General features: G+C 65.8%; 12 protein-coding genes. All 12 read right to left on the bottom strand.

Translation table 11 applies throughout. From position 1 onward, the window contains the following. Positions 1-53 precede the first annotated feature (53 nt). The 12 genes from ASH02_RS05950 to ASH02_RS05895 all read right to left on the bottom strand — a co-directional run bounded on the left by ASH02_RS05950 (position 54) and on the right by ASH02_RS05895 (position 12,881). Complete coding sequence (locus ASH02_RS05950) at positions 54-1,613, bottom strand: AMP-binding protein (RefSeq protein WP_056675211.1); 1,560 nt, start codon at positions 1,611-1,613, stop codon at positions 54-56. Between the two features lie 41 nt (positions 1,614-1,654). Beyond that, positions 1,655-3,019 (bottom strand): acetyl-CoA carboxylase biotin carboxylase subunit, encoded by a 1,365-nt coding sequence (locus ASH02_RS05945; RefSeq protein WP_056675214.1) that lies wholly within the window; start codon positions 3,017-3,019, stop codon positions 1,655-1,657. Continuing rightward, positions 3,019-3,999, bottom strand: coding sequence for a methylmalonyl Co-A mutase-associated GTPase MeaB (gene meaB / locus ASH02_RS05940; protein ID WP_200959093.1), 981 nt, complete (start codon positions 3,997-3,999; stop codon positions 3,019-3,021). Before meaB ends, ASH02_RS05945 begins: the two co-directional genes overlap by 1 nt. Before the next feature lie 14 nt (positions 4,000-4,013). After that, positions 4,014-4,952, bottom strand: a complete 939-nt coding sequence (locus ASH02_RS05935; RefSeq protein WP_057294420.1) for an MBL fold metallo-hydrolase — start codon at positions 4,950-4,952, stop codon at positions 4,014-4,016. Between the two features lie 67 nt (positions 4,953-5,019). Continuing rightward, positions 5,020-5,928, bottom strand: coding sequence for a 3-hydroxyacyl-CoA dehydrogenase family protein (locus ASH02_RS05930; RefSeq protein WP_056675217.1), 909 nt, complete (start codon positions 5,926-5,928; stop codon positions 5,020-5,022). 10 nt (positions 5,929-5,938) lie between these two features. Next, on the bottom strand, positions 5,939-6,349 hold the full coding sequence (locus tag ASH02_RS05925) for a cobalamin B12-binding domain-containing protein (protein ID WP_056675221.1): 411 nt from the start codon (positions 6,347-6,349) through the stop codon (positions 5,939-5,941). Positions 6,350-6,393: 44 nt separating this feature from the next. After that, the gene (locus tag ASH02_RS05920) at positions 6,394-8,124 is read right to left on the bottom strand and encodes an acyl-CoA mutase large subunit family protein (RefSeq protein WP_057294419.1); all 1,731 of its coding nucleotides are present in this window, start codon (positions 8,122-8,124) and stop codon (positions 6,394-6,396) included. Positions 8,125-8,145: 21 nt separating this feature from the next. Next, positions 8,146-8,907 (bottom strand): enoyl-CoA hydratase/isomerase family protein, encoded by a 762-nt coding sequence (locus ASH02_RS05915; protein ID WP_056675227.1) that lies wholly within the window; start codon positions 8,905-8,907, stop codon positions 8,146-8,148. Between the two features lie 175 nt (positions 8,908-9,082). Further along, a complete protein-coding gene (locus ASH02_RS05910) occupies positions 9,083-9,316 on the bottom strand; it encodes a biotin/lipoyl-binding carrier protein (protein WP_056675229.1) in 234 nt (77 codons plus the stop codon). Beyond that, entirely contained in the window at positions 9,313-10,080 is a 768-nt protein-coding gene (locus ASH02_RS05905; RefSeq protein WP_056675233.1) for a TetR/AcrR family transcriptional regulator, read from the bottom strand. Before ASH02_RS05905 ends, ASH02_RS05910 begins: the two co-directional genes overlap by 4 nt. Before the next feature lie 25 nt (positions 10,081-10,105). Next, positions 10,106-11,302, bottom strand: a complete 1,197-nt coding sequence (locus ASH02_RS05900) for a thiolase family protein (protein WP_056675236.1) — start codon at positions 11,300-11,302, stop codon at positions 10,106-10,108. Positions 11,303-11,363: 61 nt separating this feature from the next. After that, on the bottom strand, positions 11,364-12,881 hold the full coding sequence (locus tag ASH02_RS05895; RefSeq protein ID WP_056675239.1) for an acyl-CoA carboxylase subunit beta: 1,518 nt from the start codon (positions 12,879-12,881) through the stop codon (positions 11,364-11,366). Positions 12,882-13,267 lie beyond the last annotated feature (386 nt).

Here is a 13,267-nt window from a genome sequence, read left to right as displayed (position 1 = left end):
CCCCGCCGGTCGTGCAGACATTTTTCGACCGACAGGGTCCAGATTTGGACCGTTCAGCTCATGGCTTCGGCGAACTTCCCGTCGGTCGCCCAATCCCTGAGCACCGTCTTGCGGACCTTCCCCGAGACGTTCGTCGGGAGCTCGTCGATGAAGTGGATGCGCTTGGGCAACTTGAATCCGGCGATATGGGACCGGGTCTTGGCGATGATCTCCTCGGCACTGGTCGGCGAGTCTGCGGACGCCACCACGAAGGCCACCACGGCCTCGCCCCACTTCTCGTCAGGGACTCCGATGACCGAGACGCCTGTCAGTTCCGGGTTGGCTGCCATCAAGGCCATCTCGACCTCGAGGGAGTAGACGTTCATTCCGCCGCTCTTGATCATGTCCTTTTTGCGGTCCACGAAGTAGAGGCTGTTCCCGCGGAAGCAGGCGAGGTCCCCAGTGTGCAACCAGCCGCCGCGCAGCACCTGCTCGTTGACCTCGGGCCGCTTGTAGTAGCCCTTGAAGACGTTGGGTCCGCGGATGACGAGCTCGCCTGCCTCGCCCTCCGGAACAGGGTTGTCGAATTCGTCGACGATCAGCACGTCGTTGTACCAGACCGGGAAGCCCAGGGTGTTCTCGTTGGCGAGCATCTCGCCGGAGAACTCGGTGACACTGGCCAGCGGTGCGGCCTCGGTCAGGCCATAGCCGAACAGGAGGCGGTCCACCTGGAGCCGATGCATCGTCTGGATCGACAGGTCGCGGGTGTACTTCGCCGCGGCCGTGAGCACCAGTTGGAGCGAGGTGAGGTCGTAGTCGTCCATGCCCTCGAAGGCCAGCAGTTGCTGGAGTGGCGTGACCAGGATGGTCGCCGCAGTCACCCGGTGCTTCTGGATCAACTGGCAGGCCTCCTCGGCATCCCACTGGCGCATGATCACCAAGGGCAGCCCGCGGATCAGGAAAGCAGAGGTCTGCATGTGCAAGCCACTGACATGGTTCATCGGCATCCCGACCAGGAGCGCGTCGTACGGCCGGGGGGCGGCGTACGTCAGATAGCTGATCGCGTCCCAGCAGACGTTGCCGTGGGTCAACACCGCTCCCTTGGGGAGGCCGGTGGTGCCCGAGGTGTACATGATCAGAGCGTCGTCGCTGCTCCCCACCTCGGCGGTGGGCTCGGCAGTGGGTGCCTTCTGGGCCAGGTCCTCGTAGGAGAGTGCCCCTGGCAGCGTCGGCTCACCGTCGTACACGACGATCGTGATGTCGGGTAAGTCAGCCAGGGCCGGACGGACCACCTCCTGGAGTGACGCCTCGACGGCCAGCACCTTGGAGTCACCGTCGGTGACGATGAAGGAGATCTCCTTGGGGGCGAGCCTCCAGTTGACAGTGCCGAAGACTGCGCCGATCTTGGCGGAGGCGTGGCACAGCTCGAGGTACTCGATCGAGTTCTTGCCGAGAATGGCGATGTGGTCGCCGAAGTCGATGCCCAGTTCAGTGAGCGCGTTGGCGGCCCGGTTCACCCGCTCGTTGTATTGGGAATAGGTGTAGGTCTTGCCTTCGTAGATGATGGCAGTCCGGTTTGGATACTGCTTGGCCGATCGCCGTACGACGTGGCCCATGGTGAGATTGTCGGTCATGATTGAGACGTCCTCTCAGTGAAGTTTCATGGGGCTGCGGATCAGGGTTGCGCCGGACCGGCCCACGCAGGAGCCGCACTGGTCTCGACGAAATGGGTGTCGTAGTCGCCCAGCACGAACTGCTGGGAGTCGAGCAGATGTTGCAGGAACCCGAGATTGGTCTTGACTCCCTCGATCTGAAACTCGCCGGCGGCAACTCGGGCTCGGGCGATGGCCTGGTCGCGGTCCGCCCCCCAGGTGCACAGCTTGGCGAGGAGAGAGTCATAGTGCGGGCTGACGGAGTTGCCGGCCCGATATCCGGAGTCGACGCGGACCCCCTCCCCTCGGGGCTCGATCCACCCGGTGATCTGTCCGGGGCTCGGCAGGAATGAGACCGGGTCTTCGGCGCAGATCCGCAACTCGATGGCATGGCCGGCGTGGGCGGGCGCGGAGTCGCAGGTCGGGGACTGGCCACCGGCGATGAGGAACTGCTGCTCGACCAGGTCGACTCCGGTGGTCAGTTCGGTGATCGCGTGCTCGACCTGCAACCGGGTGTTCATCTCCAGGAAGACGTAGTCCTGCTTGACCGGATCGACCAAGCACTCCACCGTACCTGCGTTGCGGTAGCCGATCGCGCTGCCGGCCCGTCGCGCTCCCTCGAGCATGCGTTGCCGCAGATCGGGCGAGACTCCCGGTGACGGGGTCTCCTCGAGGATCTTCTGGTGCCGACGCTGCAGGGAGCAATCGCGTTCGCCGAGAGTGATCACCTCGCCCTCGTTGGTCACCAGGATCTGGATCTCTACGTGGCGGGCGTTGGCGATGAACCGCTCGAGAAGGATGTCGGGGGAGCCGAAGAAGCGCTCGGCCCTGCTCAGCGCCGTCGCGAAGCAGTCCTCGAGCTCGCTCGCGTCGTGCGCGACACCCATGCCTATGCCGCCTCCGCCCGCGGACGCCTTGACCATCAAGGGGAAGCCGATCCGGTCCGCGTGGGCAACCGCGTCGGCCAAGGAGGTGGCCGGTGTCCCGGAGCCGGGCGCTACCGGGACACCGGCCGCGGCCATGATGTTGCGGGCGTTGACCTTGTCGCCCAGGGCTTCGATGGCTGAGGCATCAGGTCCGACCCAGGTCAGGCCGGCCTGCGCCACTGCGGCGGCGAAGGTGGGGTTCTCTGCCAGGAAGCCGTAACCGGGATGGATCGCCTGGGCGCCCGTCCGCTGTGCGGCCTCGAGGACCTTTTCCATGTCCAGATAGCTCTGGCGTGCCGGTGCGGGTCCGATCAGCACGGCTTCGTCGGCCTCGGCCACGAACGGCATTTCCTGATCGGCGTCGCTGTGGACGGCGATGGTCCGGAGGCCCATCTTCTTGGCGGTTCGGATCACCCGGCTGGCGATTTCGCCTCGATTGGCGATCAACACGGACTCGAACATCACTCGACGCCTTCCGACAACCGGGGGCGAAGGCCCGCCTCGACGATGTCGAGGGCCAGGCCCTGGGGGTCGCGTCGGCGTCCCAGGAGGTCTTCCAGTGTTTGGGGCGGAAGGCCAGTCCCGCTGACACCGAGCAGGCGACGACGGGCGTGCTCGCCTACGAAGGCGGCCACCTCGCGTGTCAGGTTCTCCTGACGACGCTCGTCGAGCCGACCGGATTCGATCTGGCGTTCGCGGAATGCCTCGATGCCCTGCAACAGCTCGGGCACGCCGTCTCCCCGGTGTGCCGATGTCTGTATGACGTCCGCGTTCGCGCCCTTGCCCGATTGCTCGCGGAGCACCCGGCGAAGTTCCCGGGCCAGGCGTTCGGCCCCCTCCCGGTCCGCCTTGTTGACGACGAACTGGTCGGCAATCTCCATCAGCCCGGCCTTCATGGTTTGCACCACGTCACCCATGCCCGGCACCTCGACCACGACGGTGCAGTCGACCGCGCCCACAACGTCCACCTCCGACTGCCCCACGCCGACCGTCTCGACCAGGATCCGGTCGAAGCCGGCCGCGTCGAGGAGACGTATCGCGCTCGGTGTGGCCAGCGCGAGCCCGCCGACGTGTCCGCGGTTGGCCATCGAGCGGACGAAGACGCCCTGGTCGGCGGCGAAGGACCGCATGCGCACCCGGTCACCCAGCAACGCGCCGCGGGTGAAGGGGCTCGACGGGTCGACCGCCAGGACGCCGACACTCAGGCCTTCGGCGCGGTAGTGCGCTACGAGCTGGTCCACCAGTGTGGACTTTCCGGCTCCTGGCGGGCCGGTGATCCCGATCGTGAAGGCCTTGCCCGTGTGCGGGAAGAGGGGGGTGTGCAACTCACTGGCACCTTGACCGTTCTCCACTAGGGTGATCGCCTGGGCGATGGCGCGGTGATTCCGCTCCAGCACTTCGCCGGCCAACCGGGAGGTTGGTCGTTCTGTCTGCATGGTCATCTCGGTCCCTCCATTCATCCCACGGCCGCGAACAGGTCCCCGTCGCGGCGCAGTGTTCCGTCCTCGATGCCCTCGAGGAGGTGGGTTCCCAGCACACTCGCGGCCCACGGGATGACCCCGTAGACCCTCTGGTTGTAGATCTCCAGTTCCAGGTCGGCGAAGGAGCGCGGTCGTGCCGTCAGCTCCCGACGGATCAGGCTGGTCCTGTTCCGGATCCGGTCCGAGGTGATGGTTGTTGCCTCAGCCACCGAGTCCGCTCCGAAGAGTGCGTCCCCGTGGCCTCGTACGGCGATGTCGACCGGCAGGTCGGCAATCCGCGCTAGCCCTGCCAGATAGCCCGCGGTCCCGCCGCCGCCGGGGGCGTACCACGGAATCGCGGTGCCTTTGGCGGCGAGGACGTCGGAGCAGGCGAGGATCCCCAGTTCGGGCTCGAAGTAGGAGTACATGCCGTCCTCGTGCCCCGGTGTCGGGATCGCCTCCCACCGGGTTCGGCCGAGGTGGATCACGTCACCTGGCTCGACCACGGTGGTGGCCACCGGTGCTGCGGAGGTCCCGCAGTCGGTCTCGAAGTGCTCGACGATCTCCAGGTCCGCCCGCTCGGGAGCGAGATCCCGCAAGACTGTCGGGAAGATCAGTTCGGCCGTTGCGTGCGCATTGGCGACCAGCACACCCAGGCGGGATGGGCCGAGGACGCGTACCCGTTCCTCGAACAGCCCGATCCCACCGGCGTGGTCGAGGTGCGGATGGGTCACCAACACCGTGTGGACGGCGCGGATGTCGAGGCCCAGGCTGCTCAGTGCCTCGGCGACCCCGTCGCGTCCCTCCTCGGTGCCGAAGCCGCAATCGATGAGCGCGACTCCGACATCGTCCTGGATGACCACGATGTTTCCCGGAGCCGGCCAGAACGTGCTCCGGGCCTGCAGGACGTGCACATGGTCGTGCAGCCGGGTCACCACAAAGCCCAGGTCAGTGGGGGCTGCACGGAATCGTCCCGCCGTCGGCTCGGGCATCCCGCACACGTCACTTCTCCCGAGCAGCAGGGCGGTCAGCACCGAGGAATTCGTACCAGCCACCGCGGCTGGAGTGCTTGAATGTGGAGTCACCCAGGAAGCCCGCGGAGAACACCTGGTGAGCCAGCGGCGGCACCGCGTAGCGGTCCCCGCACTTGTCGTGCAGGTACTCCTGCGCGTGGTACCACGCATCGAAACTCGCCGTGTCGTCGAGCAATTCGAAGACACCCATCGGCCAGCCAAGCCCAGTTTTGACCATCTCGTCGATTTCGGCCGGTCCGGCGATGCCGAGCTCGACCGAGCGGATCGCTTCGGCGATGAAGCTGTTGACGAACCTGGTCATGAAGAAGCCGGGGGCGTCCTTCACCTGCACCGGACGCTTACGGATGGTCGACAAGTAGTCGATCACAGCACCGGTCACTTCGGGAGCAGTCAAGGCACTCGGAGCGACCTCGACCAACGGCATCACGTTCGACGGATAGAACCAGTGCGTGCCCACCAATCTCGACGGATCGGGCAACGCCGAACTCAACTCGGCGATCATGATGCTGGAGGTGTTGGTGGCAACGATCGCGGTCGGCGGAGCGGCCTCAGCGGCCGACGCCAGCGCCTCGAGCTTGAGTTCCGGCACTTCGGGAATCGACTCGAATACTAGATCGGCGGAGCCGAGCCCGTCCGCATAGTCCGTTGTGCCCTCGAGCCGCGACATCGCTTCGCGGAGACCCTCCTCTGTAAGGCGACCGCGATCGACCGCCTTCCGGAGGCCGTAGGGCCCGTTCTCGACGGCGTCCAGGCCCTTCTCAACCGTGGCCTCACGACGGGAGACGATGGTCACCCGGGCGTCGCTCCCGGTCAGGCAGGCCAGTGCGATGCCGTGGCCCATCAAGCCGGCACCGCCGAGGATCGAGATGTTCTTCATCGTGATCGCCTCAGTTCCGGGTTCCGGTGGCCACCCGCGCGTTTTCGCGGATATAGGATTTGATCTCGTCAGGGTCGCTGCCGGGTCCGAAGATCCGACCGACGCCTTCGGCCCGTAGTTTCTTGACATCGGACGACGAGATGATGCCGCCGCCCATGAGCAGCACGTCCTGTTGACCGCTCTCCTTGAGAGCCTGCGCGATCTCGATGAAGACGTGCATGTGGCCACCAGCGGAACTCGAGATGCCGATCACATCCACGTCCTCCTGGGTGGCGGCGCTGAGCACGTCCTCGGGGAGGAGGAAGTTCATGAAGACCACCTCGAACCCGCCGTCGCGCAGCACGCGCGCTAAGTAGCGGACGCCGCGGTCATGACTGTCGTGGGTGGGCTTGGCGAGCAGCACCCGGATGGGTTGTTCCATCGTGACTCCTTTTGGATGTGATTGGTGAGCGGGGAAGCGATCGGTCAGAACTCATGGGGTGCGGCCCAGCCGAGGTGCTCCTTGAGCACCGCCATCATTTCGCCGGTGCTTGCCTCGGCGCGGGCTGCTTCGATGGATGCCTCCATCAGCCGGTCGCTGCCCAGATCGGCGACCTCGGCCTTGGCGAACTCGGCGGCCGCGACGTGCAGGCCTGCGATCGCCTTCTCGTAGCGGTCGTTGTCGCGAGTGGCCCGCAATTCTTGGATCCGCTCGACGGCCAGTTGTTCCAGGGACGGGTCGACGGCGAAGACCTCGTGCTCCTGGTTCTCCTCGACCTTGTAGCAGTTGAGGCCGACGATGCGCCGCTCGCCGCTGTTGACCTGCTCGCGCCACTGCTCGGACGTGGCCTCGACCTCGGATCTGATCCAGCCGGACTGCTGCGCCGCGACGAATCCGCCCTGCTTCTCGACCTCGTCGGCGATCTCCATCGCTTTGCGGGCCAATTGATCGGTGAGCGCCTCGACGTAGTAGGAGCCGGCGAGCGGGTCGGAGACAGCTGTGACGTTGGTCTCCTCCTGGACGACCTGCTGCACTCGCAGGGCGAGGGTGTGCGCCTCGACCGAGGGGATGCCCAGGGCCTCGTCGTACGCGGAGACCTCCATGGCCTGGGTACCCGCTATCACCGCGCCCAAGGCGTGGATCGACGTGCGGATCAGGTTCACCAGCGGCTGTTGCGCGGTGAGCACGGCACCGGAGGTGTGCGAGTGGATCCGCACATGCATTGAGCGCGGGTCACGGGCACCGAACTCGTCGTGCATCGTGGTGGCCCACATGCGCCGCATGGCGCGGACCTTCGAGATCTCCTCGAAGAAGTCGTTGGCCTGGGAGAACTGGAAGCCGAAGCGGGGCAGGAAGTCGTCGGCCTTCATGCCGGCGGCGATGCACGCGCGGGCGATCTCGCGCCCGACGGCGATCATCAGCCCGGTCTCTTGGGCTGCGTTGCCTCCTGCCTCCTCGATGCCGTAGCCGAAGAAGTTCGTGGTGTTCCATTTCGGCATGTGCTTGGAGCAGTAGGAGATCAACTCGGTGGCCAGCTTCAATCCCTGGTCGGCCGGGAATGCGCTCATGCCGACGTACGCCGACTGGTGGTACCAGTTCATAGAGTTGCCGCGGAGCTCGTCAGGGCGGACGCCCATCTTCTCCCCGTAGGCGATGTACTGCGCGATTGCCGGAATGGTCTGGTAGTAGGTGATGTGGACGACGTTGATCTTGCGCAGGTCCATACCGTCGAACAGGCGCTCCATGTCGCGGACGTTGTAGATGCCCATGCCTACCTGGCCGATGCGTCCGCGAGCTGCGGGGTGGTCCGGGTCGAGACCCTCGTGCGAGACCAGGTCGTAGACCAGGTTGTAGAACCGTTGGCCGAAGTAGCCGATCATGCCCTGCGACTCGAGATAGTCCATCCGCTCACGGGTCTGCTCCGCGAGGCCGTAGCCGATCACTGGCTGGTTGGCCCACGCCATCAGCTGGTGTTGGGCGGCCAGGTTGCCGCGGGTGAACGGGAACCCACCGGGGCGACCGATCTGCTCCTCGACGTCGATGCCGTCGAGGTCATGGGGGAAGTAGGCGCTCTTGAGCGGCAGCCCGGACTGTGACCGGGGGCTGGTCGCCTGCTTCGGGGCGGCGTCGCCGAAGCGTCCCACCATCTTGGCGTACTCGGTTGACCACTCATCTTCCATGCGCTGGGACTTGTCCCTGTCTTCTGCTGACGACATGTGAATCTCTCCTTGGGCGGTTCAGCGTGCGGCGGTGAGGAATGCGGCAATGCGTTCCTCGTGTTCGGGCGTCGACATCAGGCGGGCCTGGGCCTGGGCGGCACGGTCCATCGATGTCTCGAGGTCGTGCTGGTCGGCTCCACGCAGGGCGAGGAGGGACTCGGCCAAGACCGGGGCAGGGACGTTCTCGACGAGCTCGAGCACCACGTCGCAGGCCGTGTCCATGAGCTCCTCGTCGGGACCGACCACGCGGTCGACCAAGCCCAGCTCAAGGGCCTCGCCGGCGGGCAACTTGTGACCGCCCAAGAGGAATCGCAAGGCCTGGTGGCGGCCAATGCGGCGGGCCAGAAACCAGCTTCCCCCGAGGTCGGGAACCAGGCAGACCGTGGCGAACGCGGCGGTGAGCGAGGCCGTCGGGACGGCGACCCTGATGTCGCAGGCCAGCGCGAGGTCGACCCCTGCGCCCGCGGCGCTGCCGTTCAACGCGGCAACCACTGGGATCGGACACGCCTGCAGGGTCTTGACCAGTTCTTGGGACCCGCGGTACTTCGCGACCCGGCTGGCGTGGTCGAGCTGACCCCACTCGGCGAGAGTGCTCACGTCGCCCCCGGCGCAGAAGAGGCGCCCGGTGCCGGTCACCACGATGCCGCGGACCTCGGGATTCGACCCGGCCTGCTGGACCGCGGCGCTCAGGTCCGCAGTCACCTCGCCGTCCAAGGTGTTGCCGCGGGAGGGGCGGTTCAGTCGCAGTACTGCGATCGCGCCACGTCGTTCGATTTCCACGCTGGAATTCACCGGTGCAACTCCTGTCTACCGACTCGTTGGTAAGAAAACCTACCGCTCGGATGGTTGTCGGTCAAGCCCCTTCGCGACCCGGATCTACAGCGCCGGAAATGCCGAAGCGCCGGGCCGACGAGATGTCGACCCGGCACTTCGGGGAAGGGTGGAGCTCAAGCGTTCAGTCGGTGGGAACCTCCATCACGACGAGCACGTCGCCCTCGGCGATGACCGAGTCCGCGGACGTGTTCACGGCGGTGACGGTGCCCGCCTTGGGGGCGATCACGGGGATCTCCATCTTCATGGACTCGAGGACGATCAGCTGATCGCCCTTGTTCACCTCGTCGCCAACAGAGACGAGGATCTTGTACACGTTTCCGGCCAACTCGGCCCGGACCTCCTGTTGTTTGCTCATGGTGATTCTCCAGTCCTGATGCCGATCACGCCTTGGTCCAGGCGTTCTCTGGCGAAAGTGAGTTCTGATTCGAGTGAGTCAGCGCGTTCGCGGAGTTCACGCACGAGTGTGAAGCTCTCCGATAGTGCCGATTCGACCGAGTCGGCGCGCGGCCAGGCCGGCCGTGCAGGTGCGTCGCTGGCCAGCCAGCCGTGCTCCAGCAACTGGACGAACTCGCCGATGATCTCTCTCTGGTCGTGCCGATCGGCGTCGTACCACGTGTACATCCAGTTGGTCATGCCCAGGAGGCCGAGCACCATGAACCGAGCCGATCCGGCACGCAGCAGGCCCTTTTGTTGGCCTTCCTCGACCACCTTGGTGAAGGCGTTCTCGTAGCTGTGCTTCATCTGTTTGATCGTTTCTTGCATGTCCTCGGGCAACTCCCACTCCTCCTGGAAGACCACGGAGAGCAGGCTGCGCTCGAGAGTGACGAACTCGATGTGTGAAGACACCATCCGTCGAAGCCGTTCGTCTGGTGGAAGATCCAGTTCGGAGATGGGGACGACCTTCTCCGCGATCCTGCCCAGGATTTGGTCGTAGATGGCGCGGAGCAGGGTGTTCTTGGTGTCGATGTAGTAGTACAGCGAGGCCTTCTTCACGTTCAAGGCGTCCGCGAGGTCGTCGAGGGTGGTTGCGCGGTACCCGCGCTCGGCAAAAAGTTCGCCGGCGACCGCGACCAGACGTTCCATGGTGACCCGCTGTTGGCCGTTGGTTGCACGTTCCATGACACCTGCACCTTTCAGTTCGTGATCACCCGCCGACTGATTCGAGAATGACCGCGGTCCCCAGGCCGCTGCCGGCGGGAACCGTCGCTGCGCCGCGGCGAAGGCCGCGTTGCCGGAGCGCGTGGGCAAGATGGATGACGATCCGGAGTCCCGACATGCCCACTGGGTGACCGAGCCCAATGCTACCGCCATCGAGATTCACCCGGTCGGTAGGCCAACCGCCGAGTCGTTCACAGGCGACGCCTTGGACGCCGAAGCCCTCGTTGCACTCGATCAGGTCGAGGTCGTCCAGACCGAGCTTGGCCCGCTCCAGCATGGTGTTCATCGCTACGACTGCCGAATAGCCCATCAGCTGCGGGTCGCATCCGACCAGGGAGCTGTGGGAAACGTCGAACTCGGCCAGCGGTTCGACCCCCAAGTCCTCGAGCGCCTCAGCTGAACAGATCAGTGCCGCGGCCGCACCGTCGTTGATGCCCGACGCGTTGCCCGCGGTGATCACCCCACCGGGCCTGATGGGATCCATGTTCGCGAGTGTCTCGAAAGAGGCGTCGGCCCGGATGTGCTCGTCCTCGCTGACCTGTCGGACGCCCGCTCGGGTCGCGACGTCCACCGGAATGATCTCTCCGGCGAGACGGCCCGCTGCCTGGGCGGCTGCGGCCTTGTGGTGCGACTCGACCGCATAGGCGTCCATGTCCTCGCGGGTGATGTTGTCGATCTTCGCGTGGTTCTCGGCAACGTCGATCATGTACCACGCCTCACCCCATTGGTGGGAACCGGCGAGCGTGCACTCCTTGAGCGCGTCGGTGAACTGTCCGTGCTTGAGGCGCAGACCCCAGCGGGCACCCTCGACGGTGAAGCCTGCACTGCTCATGGACTCGAACCCGAGTGCCAAGGCCACCTGTGAGTCACCGAGGGCAACGGCCTGTGCGGCCTTGATGAACGCCGCCATGCCCGAGGCGCACTGCATGGTGAGTGTGAATGCCGCTGTGGCATCGGGCAGCCCGATGCGTTTGCTGACGACCCTCGCGGCATTGGACTCGGTCATGTTGTGTAGGACGGTGCCGCCGACTACGTGGTCGATCGCTTCGGCCGGGACACCGCTGCGGTTGATGAGCCCTTGCGCAGCGGCGGTCGCCAGATCAGTCGCCTTCAGGTCGCGGAAGCTTCCGCCGAACTTGGTGATCGGGGTTCTGGCGCCATCGATCAGGTAGACCTTGGTCATGATTTCTCCTTGCGTGGGTGAGGTGGGTTGGAGCGACTTGTCGTGAACGGAGGTGGAGTTGTCAGTGGAGTCCGAGGCCCAGGCCCTGCAGGGCCGCGGTCAATGCGGCCCGGGTCTGTTCGGGCTGGATAACGTCGTCGACGATGCCCGCGTCCACGGCCCGGAAGGGGTGGGTGACCTCGGCGCGGTATTGCGCGGCCAGGGCGGTGCGCACGGCGCGAGGGTCGTCGGCTGCTGCCAGCTCGCGACGGTTCAAGATGCCTACGGCTCCCTCCGGGCCCATCACGGCGATCTCCGACTGCGGCCATGCCCAGGTGAAGTCCGCCCCGAGGGAGCGTGAGCCCATCGCAATGTAGGCGCCGCCGTACGCCTTGCGCATGATGACGGTCAGGCGAGGGGCGTCGGCGTCCGCGTAAGCGTCGAGCATGTCGGCACCGTGCGTGATCACTGCTCTGCGCTCCTCGACCGCTCCGGGGATGAAGCCCGGGACGTCGACCCAGGTGGTGATGGGCACACCGAACCGGCCGCAGAAGCGAACGAACCGGGCCACCTTCTGGGCGGCCTTCGCGTCCAGAATTCCGCCGCGTCGCCGCGGCTGGGAGGCGACGATCCCGATCGGGACGCCATTGAGTCGTGCGAATCCGGTGACCACGCTGGGCGAGAACTTGGCGGAGAGTTCGAAGGTCGTCCCTCCATCGACGATGCACGACAGGACGTGGCGTACGTCGAAGGCAACGTGGCTCGCCGCCGGAATCAGGTCGGCCAGCTCCTGGACACTCCGCTCGGGCTCGCGGGGTGCCTGGAGGGGAAGCTCGCCGCCACGCTGCTGCGGGAGGAAGGAGAGGAGGCCGATGACGGAGCGCAGCGCCTCCCGCTCGTCGGCCACCTCGAGGTGTGCGACTCCGCTATCGCGGGTGTGCAGGCCGGCTCCGCCGAGGTCTTCCGGGTCGACGTCCTCGCCGGTGGCTGCCTTGACCACCTCGGGTCCGGTCAGGAACAGACGGCCCTGGCCGCTGACCATGATCGTCCAGTCGGTAAGGGCCGGCGAATAGGCTGCGGCTCCAGCGCAAGGGCCCATGATCACCGAGATCTGCGGAACCCGCTTCTTGGCACGGACGTTCTGGGCGAAGATCCGGCCGCACCCGTCGAGGGCCTCGATGCCTTCGTGGATCCTGGCGCCGCCCGAGTCGTTGATGTAGATGATCGGCATGCCGTTGTCGATCGCGAAGCGCTGGAGGCGCACGACCTTGTCGGCAAAGACGGAGCCGATCGAACCCCCGGCGACCGCGAAGTCATGGCTCGCAATTGCGGTCGGGCGCCCGTGGATGAGCCCCCACCCGATGGCCACGCCGTCGGATGGCAGGGGAGTGGTCGCGCCCCGGGCCTCACTGCGATATCCGTTGCGCATCGCCATGATCTCGTTAAAGGCGCCGCTATCGCACAGGGCCACCGCCCGGTTCCGGGCAGAGAGGTCGCGCGGCTCCTTGATCGGCAGGGCGGCCAGCCGGTCGCGACGCTCCTGCATTGGTCCTTCGAGAAGTGTTCCCGCGAGGACGTCGGTCTCAATGTTGATGGTCATCATGCTCCAATCTTCCCGTTGGTAGTTCAACCTAACAGACGGTTGGCAGCCTGGACAAGGACTCTTTAGCGTCGGTCTCGTCCCGGCAGGGAGCTGCGCGGACGTGGCGGAGCGCTCGACAGACTCCGAGCGGGAGGCGATGGACAAGACCGCCTGCGTCAACGCACGCGTGGGTTGGATGCTCGTGGTTGCGGCTGAAGTGCCCTGGCTCGAGACGATGGCTTGACCGGGACGGCAGTCAGTAGGCGTAGTGGGAATCGCCGGAGCAGTACTTCCGGGCTGTAATGCGAATGACTGGCTGGACGGTGCGCGCTCTAAAGGCCATGCTCGGCCAAGTTGTCCAATCGCGTGACGGGTTGGACCTTCCCGATCACGGAGCCCCGTTC

Origin of the sequence: Nocardioides sp. Soil796 (assembly GCF_001429525.1) — a bacterium.
In the GTDB taxonomy this organism is placed as follows: domain Bacteria; phylum Actinomycetota; class Actinomycetes; order Propionibacteriales; family Nocardioidaceae; genus Nocardioides.
Note: the sequence above shows the minus strand (reverse complement) of the source record. Positions and strands in the feature narration are given on the sequence as shown.

Bases quoted from the DNA above. Each gene is read 5' to 3' on its own strand.
- ASH02_RS05950 (WP_056675211.1), bottom strand. From the start codon at position 1,613: ATGACCGACAATCTCACCATGGGCCACGTCGTACGGCGATCGGCCAAG.
- ASH02_RS05945 (WP_056675214.1), bottom strand. From the start codon at position 3,019: ATGTTCGAGTCCGTGTTGATCGCCAATCGAGGCGAAATCGCCAGCCGG.
- meaB (WP_200959093.1), bottom strand. From the start codon at position 3,999: ATGACCATGCAGACAGAACGACCAACCTCCCGGTTGGCCGGCGAAGTG.
- ASH02_RS05930 (WP_056675217.1), bottom strand. From the start codon at position 5,928: ATGAAGAACATCTCGATCCTCGGCGGTGCCGGCTTGATGGGCCACGGC.
- ASH02_RS05925 (WP_056675221.1), bottom strand. From the start codon at position 6,349: ATGGAACAACCCATCCGGGTGCTGCTCGCCAAGCCCACCCACGACAGT.
- ASH02_RS05920 (WP_057294419.1), bottom strand. From the start codon at position 8,124: ATGTCGTCAGCAGAAGACAGGGACAAGTCCCAGCGCATGGAAGATGAG.
- ASH02_RS05910 (WP_056675229.1), bottom strand. From the start codon at position 9,316: ATGAGCAAACAACAGGAGGTCCGGGCCGAGTTGGCCGGAAACGTGTAC.
- ASH02_RS05905 (WP_056675233.1), bottom strand. From the start codon at position 10,080: ATGGAACGTGCAACCAACGGCCAACAGCGGGTCACCATGGAACGTCTG.
- ASH02_RS05900 (WP_056675236.1), bottom strand. From the start codon at position 11,302: ATGACCAAGGTCTACCTGATCGATGGCGCCAGAACCCCGATCACCAAG.
- ASH02_RS05895 (WP_056675239.1), bottom strand. From the start codon at position 12,881: ATGACCATCAACATTGAGACCGACGTCCTCGCGGGAACACTTCTCGAA.